Source organism: Giesbergeria anulus, assembly GCF_900111115.1.
GTDB lineage: Bacteria > Pseudomonadota > Gammaproteobacteria > Burkholderiales > Burkholderiaceae_C > Simplicispira > Simplicispira anulus.
Genome location: NZ_FOGD01000005.1, coordinates 109,849 through 126,186, shown reverse-complemented (window position 1 = coordinate 126,186; position 16,338 = coordinate 109,849). Strand labels below are relative to the sequence as shown.

General features: G+C 59.8%; 16 protein-coding genes. 14 read left to right on the top strand and 2 right to left on the bottom strand.

The annotated features are described in order from the left end of the window. Positions 1-238 precede the first annotated feature (238 nt). Complete coding sequence (locus BMX55_RS09695; RefSeq protein ID WP_091456632.1) at positions 239-877, top strand: MBL fold metallo-hydrolase; 639 nt, start codon at positions 239-241, stop codon at positions 875-877. A gap of 9 nt (positions 878-886) precedes the next feature. On the opposite strand, the gene BMX55_RS09690 is transcribed toward BMX55_RS09695, so the two are convergent. After that, positions 887-2,671: a methyl-accepting chemotaxis protein gene (locus BMX55_RS09690; RefSeq protein WP_091456629.1), complete on the bottom strand. Its 1,785-nt coding sequence runs from the start codon at positions 2,669-2,671 to the stop codon at positions 887-889. Between the two features lie 120 nt (positions 2,672-2,791). On the opposite strand from BMX55_RS09690, the gene BMX55_RS09685 reads away from it, so the two are divergent. After that, on the top strand, positions 2,792-3,601 hold the full coding sequence (locus BMX55_RS09685) for a bestrophin-like domain (protein WP_091456627.1): 810 nt from the start codon (positions 2,792-2,794) through the stop codon (positions 3,599-3,601). Positions 3,602-3,620: 19 nt separating this feature from the next. Beyond that, complete coding sequence (locus tag BMX55_RS09680) at positions 3,621-5,030, top strand: MATE family efflux transporter (protein WP_245751360.1); 1,410 nt, start codon at positions 3,621-3,623, stop codon at positions 5,028-5,030. 15 nt (positions 5,031-5,045) lie between these two features. Here BMX55_RS09680 and BMX55_RS09675 read toward each other — a convergent pair whose 3' ends face one another. After that, a complete protein-coding gene (locus BMX55_RS09675; RefSeq protein WP_091456624.1) occupies positions 5,046-5,657 on the bottom strand; it encodes a TetR/AcrR family transcriptional regulator in 612 nt (203 codons plus the stop codon). A 257-nt stretch (positions 5,658-5,914) separates the two neighbouring features. Here BMX55_RS09675 and BMX55_RS09670 point away from each other — a divergent pair, with 257 nt between their 5' ends. The 11 genes from BMX55_RS09670 (at position 5,915) to BMX55_RS09620 (ending at position 16,304) form a co-directional block, all read left to right on the top strand. After that, a complete protein-coding gene (locus tag BMX55_RS09670) occupies positions 5,915-6,736 on the top strand; it encodes an alpha/beta fold hydrolase (RefSeq protein ID WP_091456621.1) in 822 nt (273 codons plus the stop codon). A 13-nt stretch (positions 6,737-6,749) separates the two neighbouring features. Beyond that, the gene (locus BMX55_RS09665) at positions 6,750-7,049 is read left to right on the top strand and encodes a hypothetical protein (RefSeq protein WP_091456618.1); all 300 of its coding nucleotides are present in this window, start codon (positions 6,750-6,752) and stop codon (positions 7,047-7,049) included. A gap of 14 nt (positions 7,050-7,063) precedes the next feature. After that, positions 7,064-7,903 carry a DODA-type extradiol aromatic ring-opening family dioxygenase gene (locus tag BMX55_RS09660; RefSeq protein WP_091456615.1) on the top strand — a complete coding sequence of 280 codons (840 nt, stop codon included), beginning with the start codon at positions 7,064-7,066 and terminating at the stop codon, positions 7,901-7,903. A 10-nt stretch (positions 7,904-7,913) separates the two neighbouring features. Next, positions 7,914-8,261, top strand: a complete 348-nt coding sequence (locus BMX55_RS09655) for a non-heme iron oxygenase ferredoxin subunit (RefSeq protein ID WP_091456613.1) — start codon at positions 7,914-7,916, stop codon at positions 8,259-8,261. Between the two features lie 12 nt (positions 8,262-8,273). After that, entirely contained in the window at positions 8,274-9,662 is a 1,389-nt protein-coding gene (locus BMX55_RS09650; protein WP_218144476.1) for an aromatic ring-hydroxylating dioxygenase subunit alpha, read from the top strand. Next, a complete protein-coding gene (locus BMX55_RS09645; RefSeq protein ID WP_091456610.1) occupies positions 9,659-10,198 on the top strand; it encodes a 3-phenylpropionate/cinnamic acid dioxygenase subunit beta in 540 nt (179 codons plus the stop codon). The genes BMX55_RS09650 and BMX55_RS09645 overlap by 4 nt, the downstream gene beginning before the upstream one ends. A gap of 80 nt (positions 10,199-10,278) precedes the next feature. Continuing rightward, positions 10,279-11,073, top strand: coding sequence for a 3-(cis-5,6-dihydroxycyclohexa-1,3-dien-1-yl)propanoate dehydrogenase (gene hcaB, locus BMX55_RS09640; RefSeq protein WP_091456606.1), 795 nt, complete (start codon positions 10,279-10,281; stop codon positions 11,071-11,073). A gap of 76 nt (positions 11,074-11,149) precedes the next feature. Then, positions 11,150-12,289, top strand: a complete 1,140-nt coding sequence (locus BMX55_RS09635) for an ABC transporter substrate-binding protein (RefSeq protein ID WP_091456603.1) — start codon at positions 11,150-11,152, stop codon at positions 12,287-12,289. Positions 12,290-12,311: 22 nt separating this feature from the next. Then, positions 12,312-14,114 carry a feruloyl-CoA synthase gene (locus BMX55_RS09630; protein ID WP_091456599.1) on the top strand — a complete coding sequence of 601 codons (1,803 nt, stop codon included), beginning with the start codon at positions 12,312-12,314 and terminating at the stop codon, positions 14,112-14,114. Positions 14,115-14,185: 71 nt separating this feature from the next. Next, positions 14,186-15,193: an FAD-binding oxidoreductase gene (locus BMX55_RS09625; RefSeq protein WP_091456595.1), complete on the top strand. Its 1,008-nt coding sequence runs from the start codon at positions 14,186-14,188 to the stop codon at positions 15,191-15,193. Between the two features lie 61 nt (positions 15,194-15,254). Continuing rightward, the gene (locus tag BMX55_RS09620; protein WP_091456592.1) at positions 15,255-16,304 is read left to right on the top strand and encodes a branched-chain amino acid ABC transporter permease; all 1,050 of its coding nucleotides are present in this window, start codon (positions 15,255-15,257) and stop codon (positions 16,302-16,304) included. Positions 16,305-16,338: the final 34 nt, after the last annotated feature.

The window sequence follows — 16,338 nt, the reverse complement described above, 5'->3', positions numbered from 1 at the left end:
AGCCCCGTGTGGGTTGGCAGATGCGAACATAAGAACGATTTATTCTGAACAGAAATTTTTAATCATCTTGATGTTGCTTGGCAATAACTAAATTGTCTGTTCCTCTCCTGCTCTCTTTAGGGGGAGTGGGCCTCTTGAGATGTGCATGTGCCCAACGCACACCGTGGAGCTTGTGGCAAGCTTGCGCTATCGTTCTGCTTTCCTTGCACACTGCGCCATGCTTTGGCCGCGCCTTCTTATGCTTCAATACCTGACCGTTCCTGTCACGCCGTTTCAGCAAAACTGCTCTATCGTTTGGTGCGATGCCACGCACCAAGCGGCCATCATTGACCCCGGTGGCGAGATTGATCGCTTGTTGGCTGAAATTGAACGCTTGGGCCTGACGCTTACCCAGCTTTGGCTCACCCACGCCCATATCGACCACGCTGGTGGCACAGGCGAGCTGTCCGAGCGCCTGCATTTGCCCATCGTGGGGCCGCACCCTGGCGATCAGTTTTGGATTGATGGTTTGGCCATGCAAAGCCAGCGCTTTGGCTTTGCACCCGCCCAGCCTTTTACGCCTACGCGCTGGCTGGCCGATGGCGATACCGTGACTGTGGGCAACGAGACGGTGCAAGTGCGCCACTGCCCCGGCCACACGCCGGGCCATGTCGTGTTCCATGCGCCGCAGATTGACCGCGCTTTTGTGGGCGATGTGCTGTTTGCGGGCAGCATTGGCCGCACCGATTTTCCGCAAGGCAACCACGAACAATTGATTCACAGCATCACCCAGCGCCTGTGGCCGATGGGCAATCAAACCGTGTTTGTTCCAGGCCATGGCCCTGAGAGCACCTTTGGCCGTGAGCGCCAAAGTAACCCTTACGTTGGGGGTGCCTAAGCCCCGTGCTTAGAAACTTTCCCAGTCGTCGTCTGCACTCGTGGTGCTGCGGTGCGCTAGTGCGGGCGCTGGTGGAGCAATGCGCGCAGGCGCTGCCTTGGGCGGTGCGCTAGGCTGTGCTGGTGCTGCCACCGCTGGCCGCGCAGTGGTGCGTGCTGCTGGCGCGGACACGGCTTTGGCCCGTACGGGTGGTGAGGCAGCGGGGCGACGTGGTGCGCTGCTGGTGCTGGCTGGACTGGCGGCCAAAGATGCACCAACGTTAAACACAGACACCACCTTCGACAGGTGTTGTGCCTGATCGCGCATAGCGCTGGCGGCGGCGGCAGACTCTTCGACCAGCGCCGCGTTTTGCTGCGTCATTTGGTCTAGTTTGGTCACGGCTACATTGACTTGGGCAATGCCATCGCGCTGCTCTGTAGATGAGGCAGTGATCTCGCCGATCAGGTCGCTGACGCGTTGCACACTGCTGACAATTTCACTCATGCTCTGGCCCGCTTGGGCTACTTGTTGCGAGCCAGCCTCGACATTAGCCACCGAGGTATCAATCAGTGCCTTGATCTCTTTGGCTGCTGCAGCACTGCGCCCAGCCAGGCTGCGTACCTCAGAGGCCACCACGGCAAAACCCCGGCCTTGCTCGCCCGCGCGTGCCGCTTCTACCGCTGCATTGAGCGCCAAAATATTGGTTTGAAAGGCAATGCCATCAATGACGCTGATGATGTCGGCAATTTTGCGCGAACTATCGGTGATTTGCTGCATGCTGCTGACCACCTGATTGACGACCTCACCACCGCGCTGGGCCGATTGCGCTGCCGTACTGGCTAGCTGGTTGGCTTGGCGTGCCGTATCCACTGATTGGGTGACGGTGGCCGTGAGCTGCTCCATGCTAGCCGCTGTTTCCTGTAAATTGGCGGCGGTTTGCTCGGTGCGTGCTGAGAGGTCGTGGTTGCCATTGGCAATTTGTCCTGCCGCTGCAGATACCGAATCGACACCAGCGCGCACTTCGGCCACCAAGCTGCGCAGGCGTTCGGACATCTGGGTAAAGGCGCGTATCAAATCACCAAACTCGTCTTGGCGTTGCGTTTGTATTGTTTGTGCCAAGTCGCCAGCTCCAATAGTCTGGGCCACTTTCACCACATGATGCAGAGGGTCGGTGATGGAGCGCACTAGCGCCAACGACAGCAGCACGGCTACTAGCGACACCAGCGCCGCTACACCCACCCCCAGCCAAGTGCTGTGCTGGCGGGCCTCTTCAGCCTGCTGTAGTCGTGTATCGCGTTGCGTTTCTTGCAGTTGTACAAACTCGCGCAGGGCACCCACATAGCGCGCTGCGGCGGGCAAAAACTGCTCGTTAGAAAATCTGACGACCGTCTCCATGTTGCCGTTGGCTTTGATCTCCGGAATTTTTTTGAACAGTGCCAAGGTAGCAGTGCGGGCATGGCCTATTTTCTCTAGTGCCTGCTTGTCTTGCTCGGAAGTCGCCAACTCACGGATGCGGGCCTGTGTTTCATTGACTCTGGCCGAGTTAGCGGCAGAACGTTGGTTCAGGGCATTGGTGACTTCGGGGTTTTCAATTGTGATCGTGGCAGCGATACGCTCTACTACTACTTCGGTCAGGCCCTCCCAGCGCGTTGCCAAGGTAATCATCTCTTCATGGTGGGCTATATCGCGCAGCACTTGCACCATGGCTGTGTTGGCCCGTTGCTGCATAAAAAAGAGGGCTGCCATCATCACCAGCACTAAGCCAAAAATCGCGCCCCACAACTTATGCGATACCCGCATATCATCAAATCGCATGAGTTTTCTCCCTAACCAACACAGGTATGAAGCATGCAGACGCTTGTACGCATGAGCACGGCCAAGGAAATTATCAATAATTTTCTTTGGATTCACTTACATTTGCTTACTTAATTGCCCATGGATGAACAACAATCTGACATTCTGTTGCACTTGACGGCTGATTGGTCAATGTATGACCACTATGGCTATGCCGGGTTGGCGGTGGCTGGCACTTGCTTGGCTGCCGCGTTGGTCCAGCGTGGCTTGCACCATCCGCGTACCGGCCCTTGGCTGGGCACACTGAGCGGTGTGGCACCGCCTTTTATCAATGTCATCAGTGTGCTGTTTGGCCTGACGCTGGCTTTTTTAGCCAATGACACTTGGAGCGCCCGCGACCGTGCCGCCAATGCAGTGTTTAAAGAGGCCGATGCGCTGCGCAGTTTGGCCGCTCTGTCGGGTACGCTGGCTCCGCCGTTGCGCCAACAGGTGCAAACGGCCACCGTGGCCTACGCCCAAGCCAGCGCCAGCGAGTGGCCTTTGCTGGCCCAGCGGCGCAGCAGTACCAGTGTTGCGCAGCACGCTGATGCTTTGTTGACGCTGCTGGCCAGCCCCACTACCGCAGCCAGTGCTGGGGCCGTGGTGCAAAAGCTGATGCTCGATCAGGTGATGAGCACACGCGATCAGCGCGATGTGCGTGCGGGCCTGAGCCAAACGCATGTCAATCCGCTCAAATGGCTAGCAATGGGCTTTTTAGGCTTGGTCACGTTGCTGTCGATTGCGGTGGTGCATGTCACGCAGCCGCGCGCCGCATTGGTGGCGGTGTTGTTGTTTGCGCTGGCCGCCGCGCCCACGGCGGCCATCGTGCTGGTGCAGGGCAATCCGTTTCAGTCGCCCACGGCTGTGTCGCCAGCGCCCTTGTTGGCCGCCGTGGCGGGCCTGCATCCTTGAGATGGAGAAGCGCGCCCGCATGAATGTCCCCTCCCCTGCTGTACCCCAGCCCCCCATGCCCCAGCGCTGGTCTGACCTTGCCACCATTGCGCGCCATGCGGGCACGGTGCTGGTGGGGCAACTGGCAGTAATGGCCTTTGGCATCACCGACACCATCGTGGCCGGACGCCATGCCGAGGCGTCGCTGGCGGCGCTGTCGGTAGCTTCGGCCATTTTTCTTAGTATCTCAGTAGGGCTGGTCGGGGTGTTACAAGCTTTGTTGCCGGTCTGGGCCCAGTTGCGTGGGGCGCAGCAAAATACGCGCATGGGGGTCTCGTTTCGCCAGTCCCTGTATTTGGGGCTGCTGGCCGCAGCGCTGGGGGCGGCAGTGCTCCAGCACCCAGAGCCTTTGCTGGCAGCGGCCCAAGTGCCCGCGCTACTGCATCCTATGGTGGGCCAGTATTTGGGCGTGTTGGCTTTGGCCTTGCCTTTGACCTTGCTGTTTCGGCTGTTTAGTACCCTGAACCAAGCCATTGGTCATCCCCGGCTGATTACGTGGATTCAGGTGTTGGCACTGCCGCTCAAGGTGCTGCTGTCGGTGTGGTGGACTTTTGGCGGCTTGGGCGTGCCAGCATTGGGCGCCGTGGGCTGTGCTTGGGCCACGCTAGTGGTGTATGCGGCCATGCTCAGCTTGGCCGTTTGGCTGTCGCGCACGCAAGAAATTTACTTGCCCTTGCACCTGTGGCAGCGCTTAGAGCGCCCCGATGTGCTGCAATTGTGGCGGTTTTTGCGCTTGGGCGTGCCTGCCGGGCTGACGGTGCTGGTGGAGGTGACCTCGTTCACGCTGATGGCATTGTTCATTGCCCGCCAAGGCACCACAGCAGCAGGTGCCCACCAGATTGCGGCCAACTTGGCTGCCGTGCTCTACATGGTGCCGCTGTCGCTGGCGATTGCCGCCAGCGCCCGCATCAGCTTTTGGCGTGGCGCGGGCCAAGAGGCCCATGCCCGCCATGCCGCCCTGACCGGCTTTGGGCTGGTCGCACTGATGGCTTGTGTGCTCACAGTGGCAGTGTGGGGCTTTAAAGGCTCTATTGCTAGTTTGTATTCTGAACACCCGGCAGTGGTGGCACTGGCGGCGCAGTTGCTGGGTTGGGTGGCGCTTTACCATCTGCTCGATGCAGTGCAATGCTTTTGCCTGTTTGCATTGCGCTGCTATGGCATCACCGTGGCACCGCTGCTGGTCTATAGCGTGCTGCTGTGGTGTGCGGGGCTGGGCGGTGGCTACGCCTTGGCCTACCACGGTGTGGGCCCGTGGCCCGCGCAGCCTTCAGCAGCCACTTTTTGGATCAGCAGTGGATTGGCCTTGGCCCTGTGTGCTGTAGCGTTTGCGTGGATGCTTTGGCGTTGCCTAGAAAGGTGGGGGCACAAGTCGCCAGTATCGCCCCGTTAGCGGCTGTCAGTATTCTCAACGTGCCAGCACGGTGCGCTCAACAAACGCGCGGCGGGCGTAGCGCTCTTGCTCATTGCCTTGGGTGCGCAGCAGCGATTCATTCACCATGTAGCCATAGACCAAAAACGCGCGCATTTTGGCCTCTTCAGGGCTAAAGCCCAGTTCGCCAAAGCATTGGGCGATGTAGGCTAGGCGGTGACTGTCGATGGTCTCTACCGCTTGGCGGGCCAGTGCGTCGCGCCGCGCCCAAGCACGGATAGCCAGCTCTATCGAGGCCGAGTTTTGCGCGGTTTGGCCACGAAAGGGCAGTGTTAAGAACTCACGGATGCGCTGCTCGGGCGGCGTTTTTTCAAAGCGCTCGATGATCTGCTCGGTGGCTGCATCGCGCCAGCGTTGCAGCACGCGCTCTAACAAGTCGTTGCGGTCTTTAAAGTGCCAGTAAAAGCTACCCCGCGTGACGTTGAGCACTTTTGCCAGCACATCTACACGCACCGCATCAATACTTTTATCGCGCAGCACATGGGTGGCGGCGGCAATCCAGTCTGCTGGAGTGAGCTGGACTTTGGCGGGGGCCGACGCCGAAACATCGTGTGCAGCATCGGCAGAAGAAGCAGGTGGGTGGGGCATGGCGTGGGAAGACACAAGGTGGGGCGTCATTCTAGGGACGGCCCCCCACCCTGCCTACCCCTAGGGCCTTTGCCGTGGTAGGGCAGAAAGCTGTACTTTTTCGCTTGGGAATTATCAAAATTGATAAGCAACCATTTGTTTTTAAAAAGAAATTGTATAAAAATCAAGCTGCACTAGGGAATACCCTGTCCAGTCAGAGTTTGAGATAAATCAAAATCGCGCTCCATACACATACACATCTGTATGGAGGAAATTTCATGAGCCATCACCCCGGCATCGGCAAGACCGTGGTCGCCGCCGATCACCAGACCAACTACCTAGAGGCGGGCATGGGCAAGCCGCTGTTTCTGTTGCACGGCTCCGGCCCCGGCGTTTCGGCGTGGACGAACTGGAGCAAGGTCATGCCCGATTTGGCTGACCAGTTCCGCGTGATTGCCCCCGACATTGCCGGTTTTGGTTTTACCGAGTTCAAGTCCGACAGCAAGTACGACATGAAGCTGTGGGTGCGCCATCTGCTGGGTATCTTGGATGCGCTGGGTATCGACAAAGCCTCGTTTGTGGGTAACTCGTTTGGTGGTGCGCTGGCCATTGGTTTGGCTACCTTTGCCCCCGACCGTGTTGAGAAGCTGGTGCTGCTGGGCACCCCTGCGGGCGAGTTTGAGCAAACCCCCGGCCTGCGTTCGGCCACCGAGTACGAACCGTCGATGGAGAACATGGAACGCACGATGCGCCTGTTCCCGTACGACCAATCCATCATCACCGAAGAGATGATCCGCACCCGCTACGAGGCCAGCGCCCGCCCCGGCGCGCAAGAGGCCCTGAGCCAGCTCATCCCCAAGCCCAACCCGGATGGCCCGACCGTCCTCAAAGGCTTCCCTGAAGCCGTGCTAGCCAAGGTGCAAGCGCCCACGCTGGTGCTGCATGGCCGCGAAGACAAGGTGGTGCCGGTGCAATGCGGCTGGATGTTGGCCAACGCCATTCCCAAGGCTGAATTCCATCTGTTCGGTCAGTGCGGCCACTGGGTGCAAACCGAGCACCGCGCCCGCTTCTTGCAACTGGTGCGCGATTTTTGCGCTTAAGAGGAATCACTCCATGAGCCGCAATGTGGTGGAAAAGCTGCTGTACCAACTGTGCATTGACCGCAGCATCAAGCAGCGTTTTAAAGAAGAGAGCGACAAGCTGCTCGAACGCTATGCCCTGACCGACGAGGAGCGCCACTGGGTGCAAACCTTTGATGTGGCCGCGATGCAAAAGCATGGCGTACATCCGATGCTGACGATGGGCTTTTGGCAAGAAAACGCCCCCAACCGTTCGCCAGTGGCCTACATGCAGGCCCTACGCCCCGAATCCAGCGCAACAGAGCCGGTGTTCTCTGCTGCCCTCAAGCAATAAACCAAGGACTGGCTGTGGGAAAAATTGTTGGCGGCTTTTTAGTGCCGCACGATCCGGTGATGTTCATTGCGCCCAATGCGCCGCAAGAGGCTGTTGCCCAGCGTATGTGGGGGGCTTTTGCCACCTGTGCTGAGCGTCTGGCCGGTCTGAACGCCACCAGCGCCGTGGTGATTGGTGCTGACCACTATATGTTGTTTGGCACCGGCTGCCTGCCGCAGTACCTGATTGGGACTGGCGACGTCGATGGCCCGATTGATCCGCTGCCCGGCCTGCGCAGGGGCGTGATTCCTGACAACCAAAAACTGGCCAGCTTCATTGCCGAGCACGGCAAGGACAACGGCTTTGACTGGGCGGTGGGCCGCGCCTTCACCGTAGACCATGCTGTGGCGATTCCGAACCAACTCATCATTGAGCCGGTGCGTGCCAAGGGCCAGCAGATCGGCACCATTCCGGTGTACTTGGCTTCGGGGGTTGATCCGTTCATCAAGATGCGCCGCGTGATTGAGTTGGGCGCGGCCATCAAGGCCGCCATTGAAGCCAGCCCAGACGACGAGCGCGTGGTCGTGATTGGCAGCGGTGGCATCAGCCACTGGGTGGGCGTGCCAGAGATGGGCAAGGTCAATGAAGCCTTTGACCGCGAAATCATGGACTACGCCGTGCGCGGCGACTTGGCCGCGATGGAAGCCCTGAGCGACGACTACATCTTGGCCAACGGCGGCAACGGTGGCATGGAAATCCGCCAGTGGGCCTGTGCGATGGGCGCGATGCCCGGTGCCAAGGGCGAAATCATCGATTACGCCGCCGTGCCCGAATGGGTGACGGGCTTGGGCTTTGTGCAGTTGCACGCCGCCTGAAAGTTGGCCCATGACTGAACAACCCATTTACCTGTTCAAAAAAGGCGAACTGCCCGCTGGGCAGGTGCGCAAGCAATTGGTCGGTGCCTGTGAATTGGCGGTCTACAACGTTGATGGCACCTTTTATGCCACCCAAGACGGCTGCACCCACGCTACGGCCTCGCTGGCTGAAGGCGAGATCGTTGATGGCGATCTGATTGCCTGCCCCGTGCATGACGGGACTTTCCATATTCCCAGCGGCCAGCCTATGGGCTGGCCCTGTGAAGTGGCGTTGCGCACCTACAAGGTGACAACGCAAGGTGACGATGTGCTGGTGGATTTGAGCCAAGAAGCCGACGAAGCGGCTGGCGGCATTTAAGGAGCAAACAACGTGAGTCAACACAATACATCCCTGCCCGAGCGGCTCAAGCGTCGGCCCGTGGCCGAGGCCATTGCCCGTCTGGATCGCATGATGGATCTGGACAAGGGCCGCATGTCGCGCGACATCTTTTGGGATCGCGACATTTACGAGCAGGAATTGGAAAAGATCTTTGCCCGTTGCTGGCTGTTTGTCGGCCACGAGTCGCAAATCCCCAAGTCGGGCGATTTTGTCTCGACCTACATGGGTGAAGACAACGTCATCATCGTGCGCCAAAAGGACAACAGCATCCGTGGCTTCTTGAACACCTGCCCGCACCGTGGCAACAAGGTGACGTTTGCCGACCTGGGCAACGCCCGCCAATTTGTGTGCAACTACCACGGCTGGGCCTTTGGTATTGATGGCGGCCTGAAAGGGATGCATGCCTCCGAGGCTTACGAAGCCACGGGCATGGACAAGAACGAGCACAGTCTGCACCCGGTGGCGCAGATTGACAGCTACAAGGGCCTGATTTTTGCCACGCTCGACCCCAACGCGCCCCCGCTGGCCGAGTATCTGGGCGACTTCCGCTACTACCTCGACGCCATCTTTGATATGGACGAAGGCGGCACCGAGTTTGTTGGTGGTTGCGTCAAGTCTGTCATCCAGTGCAACTGGAAATACGCCTCGGAAAACTTCGTCGGCGACATCTTGCACGCAGGTTGGACGCACGATTCCGGTGCCAAGGCGATGGTCGGCGGCTCGGTGGCCGAAGTCCACAAGCTGCCCCATGAGTCGTACCAAGTCAACTTTAACGGCCATGGTTGGGAGTTCAACCAAGACATCGTGGGCAACTGTGCCACGCTGGGCGACAAAGACCTGATGAAGTACTTGTACGTGCTGCAACCCAAGGTGCAAGAGCGTCTGGGTGAAGTGCGCTCCAAGATGATTGGTGCCATCTCGTCTTGCACCTTGTTTCCTAACACCTCGTTCTTGCCCGGTCAAAACACCTTCCGCACTTGGCACCCCCGTGGCCCCGGCCAGATCGAGTTGCACACTTGGACATTCGTCAACAAGAAGGCTCCGCAAGAGATCAAAGACAAGTGGCGCAAGGGCACGATGATGACCTTCAGCCCCTCCGGTGTGTTTGAGATGGACGACGGCGAGAACTGGGAATACAGCACCAAGACCAATGCCGGGTTTGTCACGCGTCAGCAAGACCTGTATTTGGGCTTGGGCCAAAACACCCGCATCACCGACACCGACCTGCCATGCAATGTGTTTCGGGGTCAGGTCAATGAAGCCAATCAGCGCGCGTTTTACCAGCGCTGGCTCGATCTGATGAAAGCGCAGGAATGGCAAGACGTGCCCCAACGTGACGTTCCCACCCTGCCCACCACCAGCACCAAGGAGACCGCATGAACGCCGTCGCCACACCCCAAGCCGAGATTTCTGTGGATGCTGAAACCCAGCGCCGCATTGAGCAGTTTTTGTACCGCGAAGCACGCCTGTTGGACAACGAACGCTGGGACGACTGGCTGGCTCTGCTGGCGCAAGACATCCACTATTGGATGCCGACGATGGAAAACCGCCGCCGCTACGACAAGAAGGGCGCTTACCAAATCGACGGCGGCGCGTTGTACAACGACAACCTGCTGGATTTGACCCGCCGTATCACCCGCTTCAAGCAGCCCAGCGCGTGGGCTGAAGACCCGGCTACGCGCCACGCCCATGTGGTTAGCGGCATTGAGGTTTACCAAGGCGAGCAGCCCGGCGAGTTTGTCGTGCATTCGAGCTTTGTCAACTACCGCAGCCGGGTCGAAAAAGACAACGACCTGCTGGTGGGCCGCCGTGAAGACGTGATTCGCGCCGTAGGTGAGAGCTTTCAGATTGCCCGGCGCAAGATCTTGATCACCCAATCGGTGTTCATGTCCAAGAACCTCAACACGTTCCTCTAAGGCCGGGGTGCTACAGCACCCTGCGCTCATACCCCGGCCACGCGCCGGGGTTGTTTTCTGTACATAAACAAGGAACGGTTATGGGTTGGCTAAATGGTTATGTGGCCTTGGTCACAGGCGGAGCCTCGGGCATCGGCCGGGCAGTAGTGAAGCGCTTTATTGCCGAAGGCTGTGCGGGTGTCGGCGTGATGGTGCGCAGCGCCGATCAAGCCGATGGCTTGGTGGCCGAGTTTGGCGACAAGGTGGTGGTCTCGGTTGGTGATGTGCGTTCGCCTGCCGACAACGTAGCCGCCGTGGAGGCCACGGTGGCGCGCTTTGGCAAGCTCGACACACTGGTGGGCAATGCCGGGGTGTGGGATTTCTTTGCCAAGTTGGAAAGGATGTCCACCGAACAGGTGGCCGAGAGCTTTGACGAGATTTTTGGTGTCAACGTCAAAGGCTATGTGCTGGCGGCCAGCGCGGCGGCAGCGCACCTGCGCGCCAGCGGCGGCAGCATGATTTTTACCCTGTCCAACTCGGCGTTTTATGCCGGAGGCGGCGGCCCGCTGTATGTGGCCTCCAAGCACGCCGGTGTGGGTCTTATCAAACAGTTGGCCTATGAGTTTGCCCCCGATGTGCGCGTCAATGGCGTAGCCCCCGGCGGCACCGTGACGCCACTGCGCGGCCCCGCCAGCTTGGGCAAGCAGGAAAAGCGCCTGTCCGAAATTCCGGGCTTTGAAGACAGCGTAGCCAACGCTATGCCGCTCAAGTTTATTGCCCAGCCCGAAGACCACACCGGCCACTACGTGCTGCTGGCGTCTAAGGCCAACAGCCGCGCCACTACCGCCGCCATTCTGCAAAGCGACTGCGGCTGGGAAATCCGACCCATGCGCTAACACCAGCACTGTGCAGGCCAGTGGCGCTGCTTTTTCTTTCACACAACACAACACTAAATCCACAGGAGACAAATCCATGCAACGTCGTAACGCACTCACTGCTCTGGCTATCGCCGCCAGCTTGGCCCTGCCCGCTTTGGCGCAGGCACAAACCATTAACGTGGGGGTATCACTGAGCACCACCGGCCCAGCGGCCTCGCTGGGTATTGCCGAAAAAAACAGCATTGAGCTGTTGCCCAAAACTCTGGGTGGCTTGCCGGTGAACTACATCGTCTTGGATGATGCCTCTGACCCCAGCCAAGCGGCCAAAAATGCACGCCGTTTTATTGATTCGGACAAGGTAGATGCCATCATCGGTTCTACCACCGTGCCCACCTCCCTGGCTATTGCCGAAGCCGCCACAGCCAGCAAAACACCGCAGATTGCGCTGGCCCCGTTTGAGCCCAAGCAAATCCAGTGGGTGTTTCCGCTGCCGCACTCGGTCAATGTGATGTCTTCGGCGCTGTTTGAGCACATGAAGGCCAACAACGTCAAGACGATTGCCTTTATCGGCTTTAGCGACGCCTACGGCGAAGGCTGGTTGCAAGACGTGCAAAAGGGTGCTGCCCTGCACGGCATCAAGGTGGCTGCTGTGGAGCGCTATGCCCGTAGTGACCAAAGCGTGACGGCACAAACGCTCAAGCTGATGCAAACCAATCCGCAAGCGGTGTTTATTGCGGCCAGCGGCACGCCAGCGGCGCTGCCCATGCGTGCTTTGCGCGACCGGGGCTACAAAGGCCAGTTCTACCAAACCCACGGCGTTGCCAACAACGACTTCTTGCGCGTCTCGGGTGCCGCTGATGAAGGCGTGGTGCTGCCCACCGGCAATGTGCTGGTGGCCGAGCAACTGCCCGACAACCACCCCAGCAAGAAGCCGGGTTTGGACTATTTGAAAGCCTACGAAGGCAAGTATGGCGCAGGTTCGCGCAGCCCCTTTGGTGCCTATGCCCATGACAGCTATTTGGTGCTGGACAAGGCTGTGGCTGCCGTGGCCAAGCAAGCCAAGCCGGGCACCCCGGAGTTTCGCAGCGCCCTGCGCGACGCCATCGAAAAAACCAACAAGCTGCCCGTCTCCCACGGCGTAGTCACCATGAGCACCACCGACCACTCCGGCTTGGGCGTGGATGGCCGGGTGCTGGTCACGATTGAAAAGAACGCTTGGAAGCTCTTGAAGTAACGCAGCGCAGGAGCCGTACACCATGAGTAGTTCGTTTTTTACCAACCCGGCCATGCTGGCTACGCCTGCGGTGCTCAAGCAAGACCTGCCTGAGGGCGGGTTCATCCTGACATCGCCAGAGCCGCTGGGCAGCGTCACCCGCTGCATTGGTGACTGGCTAGAGCACTGGGCGCGCACCACGCCCAACGCCCTGTTTTTGGCCGAGCGCGGCCCCGATGGCGAGTGGGTCAAACTGACCTATGCCCAGACCCGCGACAAGATTGGGGCCATTGCCCAAGCCTTGTTAGATGGTGGGTTGGCAGAAAACGCGCCCGTGGTGTGCCTCTCGGACAACAGCCTCGACCAAGCGCTGCTGATGTTTGCCACCATGCACATTGGCCGCCCGTTTGCCGCCATCACCAGCGCTTATTCGCGTTTGGCTAAAGAGCACAGCAAGATTTCCGGCATCCTGCATGAATTGCAGCCCGGCCTGATCTATGCCTCTGATGGCGCAGTCTATGGCCCAGCCATCCGCGCTGCGGGGCTGGACTGCCCGGTGGTACTCAGCCACAACGCCTACAGCGTCTCTGTGGGGCGCTCGTTTGCCGAGCTGACCCGCGCCAAGGAAACCCCAGCCGTCATGGAGGCCTTTGCCCGCATCACGCCGCAAACGCACGCCAAATACCTGCTCACGTCTGGCTCGACTGGCAAACCCAAAATTGCCGTCAATACCCACTGGATGCTGTGCGCCAACCAAGAGCAAATCCGCCAAACTTGGACATTTTTGCGCGAGGAAAAGCCGGTCATCGTCTCGTGGTTGCCTTGGAGCCACACCTTTGGCACCAACCACAACCTGAACATGGTGCTGTGCAACGGCGGCAGCTTCTATATTGACGAAGGCCGCCCGGTGCCGGGGCTGATGGAAAAGTCGGTGCGCAACCTGCGCGAAGTGCAGCCCAATTTGTACTTCAATGTGCCCAAGGGCTTTGATGCGCTGATTGCCTTTTTGGAAGAAGACGAGAGCTTTGCCCGCGACTTTTTTGGCCGCTTGCGCGGTGTGTTTTATGCCGCTGCGGCCCTGCCCCAAGCCACGTGGGATCGGCTAGAGCGCAGCGCCAAAAGCGTGCTGGGTGAATCCGTGTGGTTTACCGCCGCTTGGGGGGCCACCGAAACTTCGCCGCTCATCACCAATGTGCATTGGAAACTCGATGGCCCCGGCTGCATTGGTCTGCCAGTGCCCGGCACCAGCCTGAAATTTGTGCCCAACAACGGCAAGCTGGAAATGCGCGTCAAGGGGCCACAGGTGTTTAACCAATACCTGCACAACCCAGAGCAAACCGCCAAAGCCTTTGACGAAGAAGGCTACTACATCATTGGCGATGCCGGGCTGTTGGTCGATGAGCAGCGCCCCGAAAAAGGCGTGTTATTCAATGGCCGCGTGGCCGAAGACTTCAAGCTCACCACCGGCACTTGGGTCTCGGTGGGTACGCTGCGTGTCAAGGCCGTCACGGCGCTGGCACCTTGGGCGCAGGATGTGGTCGTGACCGGCCATGATGCCGATGAAGTGGGGCTGCTGGTGTTTCCCAGCGCTGCCGCCAAGGGCCTCACCGCCGAAGAGCTGGCCGTGCATCTGCAAGCAGGGCTGCGCAAGCTGCGCGCTGAAGGCGGTGGCTCTTCGCAAAGTGCCAGCCGTGCGCTGATGCTGGACGAGCCACCCAGCATGGATGACGGCGAGATCACCGACAAAGGCTACATCAACCAGCGCGCCGTGCTCAAGCGCCGCGCCGACAAGGTGCAACTGCTGCACAGCAAGCCGCGCCCCGAAGCTGTGGTTGTTTGCGGCTAAAGCCGACAAGCCCCTTTTTGCAACCCCGATGACCGAGCAGCAGCCCGATGCGCGCAGCAGGCTGAACCACCATGTCCGACACTTTTCAGATACAGCTAGAACCCCACGGCGGCAGCTTTGCCTGCACGCCAGCGCAAACGGTGCTGGATGCTGCCATTGCCGCCGGGTACTGGCTGCCACACAGTTGCCGTGCTGGCACCTGCAACAGTTGCCATCTAGCGCTGAGTGCGGGCGATGTGCGCCATGCTGAGCCAGCCCCCGCTGGGGCCGAGCCGGTACCGGCAGGCCAGTGCCGGACTTGTCAGGCTTTCCCTTTGGGTGATTTGGTGCTGCAAGCCCCCGATGTGCCCAAGGAGCCGGGCCAGCGCGTCGTGACGGTGGGCGCACGGGTGCTGGACGTGCAACGCCCTAGCGCTGATGTCGCCATTGTGCAATTGCAGGTGCCAGCGGCATCGGGGTTTCATTTCCAAGCGGGCCAGTACATTGACGTGCTGCTCAAAGATGGCGCACGGCGCAGTTACAGCTTGGCCAATGTGCCCAATACCGAAGGTTTGCTAGAGCTGCACGTGCGCCGCATGGACGGCGGGCGTTTCTCACCCCACGCCTACGACAAGCTCAAGCCCCGCGATTTGCTGCGCATTCAGGGGCCGTATGGCACCTTTGTGCTGCACAAGGGCACAGCTCCCATCGTGCTGCTGGCTTCGGGCACTGGCTATGCCCCCATTGCTGCACTGCTGCGCAGCCACGGTGCGGCCATCGCCCAGCGCGGTGCTGTGCTCTATTGGGGCGGCCGGCGTTGGAGCGATTTGTATGTCGTCGAATCGGTGGCGGCTTGGCAGGCGCAATTTCCGGGCGTGCAGTTGGTGCCGGTGCTGTCGCAGCCAGAAGCCGACTGGCAAGGCCGCACGGGCTTTGTCCATGCCGCCGTACTGCAAGACCTGCCCGACCTGTCGGGCCACGAGGTCTATGCCTGTGGCAACCCGCTGATGATCGATGCCGCCCGTGATGCCTTTATCGCGCAGGCGGGGCTGCCCGCAGCGCATTTTTTCTGCGACGCCTTTGTCATCAACACGGCCTGAACCCCCGCTGCCGAACCACCGTATCAGCCAGACCGAGCGCTGGGCTGAACCAGGAGACAACATGGATTTAAGTATTGCCGCCATCTTGGCCCAAGATGGCATCACCAACGGCGCGGTGTACGCCTTGCTGGCGATGGCGCTGGTGTTGGTGTTTTCCGTCACGCGGGTGATTTTTTTGCCCCAAGGCGAATTTGTCGGCTTTGGTGCCCTGACCTTGGCCGCTTTGCAAACGGAGCAGTTTCCGCGTCTGGTCGGCTTGCTGCTGGCGCTGGGGGTAGCCACCTTCTTGACGGAGTTGGTGACGGCCTTGCACCACCGCCGCTACAAACCCCTGTCGCCCAAACTGCTGGGCTGGAGCGCCGCAGAAAATTTGCTCTACCCATTGTTGGTGTGGGCGCTGGTTTCGGTGCTGCCTTGGCACACACTGCCGATGGTGTTGCAAATTTTGTTGGTACTGGGCATTACGGTGCCACTGGGATTGATGATCTACCGCTTGGCCTACCAGCCGGTGGCCGAAGCCTCAGTGCTGGTGCTGCTGATCGTCTCGGTGGCGGTGCATTTTGCGCTGTTGAGTTTGGGCCTGCTGGTGTTTGGCCCCGAAGGCTCGCGCACCCTGCCGTTTACCGAGTGGAGTACCTCGGTCGGGGCGCTGTTGATTTCGGGCCAGAGTGCGCTGGTCGTGGTGGTGTCGCTGTCGCTGATTGCGCTGCTCTACCTGTTCTTTGATCGCACGCTCATGGGCAAGGCGCTGCGCGCCACAGCGGTCAACCGCAACGGTGCGCGGCTGGTGGGTATTGGTACCACCCAAGCGGGCCGCTTGGCGTTTGGCTTGTCGGCAGGGCTAGGCTCGTTGGCGGGCATCCTGATTGGGCCGATGAACACGGTGCAGTACGACACCGGCTTTGTCGTCGCCCTCAAGGGTTTTGTCGCCGCCATCATTGGTGGGTTGGCCAGCTACCCGCTGGCGGCCATTGGTGCCGTGCTGGTCGGGCTGCTAGAGAGCTACTCCTCATTCTGGGCCAGTGACTACAAGGAGGTGATTGTGTTCACCTTGATTCTGCCGGTGCTGGCTTGGCGCTCGTGGCGCTCGCCGCACAGCGATGAAGAGTGATGGTCACGCGGACTGTCTTGATTGATGCTACCCC